Annotated in this window: 1 protein-coding gene; it reads right to left on the bottom strand. The window is 64.9% G+C overall.

Features of this window, described 5'->3' with window-relative positions; translation table 11 throughout:
- Positions 1 to 37 precede the first annotated feature (37 nt).
- The coding region (locus tag FJ980_RS33080; RefSeq protein WP_140547609.1) for an NAD(P)/FAD-dependent oxidoreductase at positions 38 to 1,160 on the bottom strand (1,123 nt) is incomplete at its 5' end.

The raw sequence follows: 1,160 nt of genomic DNA, 5'->3' as shown, positions 1-1,160 counted from the left end.
AGGTGTGGCTGCGCAAGGCAAGCTGAGCGGCCTCAGCTCATACCGGCAGGGTTTCGGCCGTCCTTTTTCTGTTCTGCCGGAGACGAATGTCGTCGGCGATCGCCTGGGCTTCGATTCCGATTTCGCGCAGCAGGCCGGTGACCGAATTGTGGAAGCCGACGAGATAAAGACCGAGTTCCGAAGCGCGCGCATTGACGCCGCTGGCGCCAGGCTCGACGCCGGGCTGGAGGAATTTGGCATAGGCTGGGCGGTAGCCGGTGGCGAAGATGATCGCGTCGAAGTCGCTGTGACGACCATCGACGAAACGGGCGCCGCCCTCTGATATCTCGGCAATGTCGGGCGCGACCTTGATCGCGCCTTCGCGGATCTTGCCGATGGTGCCGACATCGATCACCGGGATGCGCGACGCCAGGGATATCTGCTCCAGCAATCCCTGCTTGGGCCGTTTGAGCCCATATTTCTCCAGCCTGCCCAACACCAGATCGAGGATGATAGGGAACGCGGCGTCATTGACGCGTCGCGGCCCCAGGCGCGTCGCCATGCTGACGACCTGGATGGGCACCCCGAGCAGTTCGCGCGGCACGATATGGACGCCGCCGCGCACGGAGATCGTCGGATGCGCGCCGCCTTCCGCCAGGTCGAGCGCGATCTCGGCGCCGGTGTTGCCCATGCCGATGACCAGCACCGACTGGCCGGCAAACGGCGTGTTGTTGCGGTAATCCGCGCTGTGCAGACTTTTGCCCTTGAAACTGCCGGCGCCGGCGAATGCCGGCATCAGCGGCTCGGCATTGTATCCCGAGGCAATCACCACATGGGAAGCGCGCACGGTGCCCGATGTCGCTTCGACGCCCCAGCTTCTGCCCTGTCGGCCGATCGCCCGCACCGCTTCTCCAAAGCGGGGCCGCAGATCGAAGCGTTGCGCATAGGCATCGAGGTATTCGACGAACAGATCACGTGGCACATAGCGCGGATAATGCCTGGGGAAGGGCACGAAGGGCAGGGATGAATAGCGCTTGGTCGTGTGCAGGTGGACGCGCTGGTAGTGGCGCCGCCAGGCGGGAGCGGGCTGCTGCTCTTTTTCAAGCAAGATGAAGTCGACCCCGGCCTGCCGCAGGCACGCGGCAACGGCCAGGCCCGCCGGCCCGGCACCGATGATCGCA

This window comes from Mesorhizobium sp. B1-1-5, from assembly GCF_006443065.1.
Lineage (GTDB): Bacteria > Pseudomonadota > Alphaproteobacteria > Rhizobiales > Rhizobiaceae > Mesorhizobium.
The sequence above is the reverse complement of the archived record's forward strand: the minus strand, read 5'-3'. Positions and strand labels throughout refer to the sequence as shown.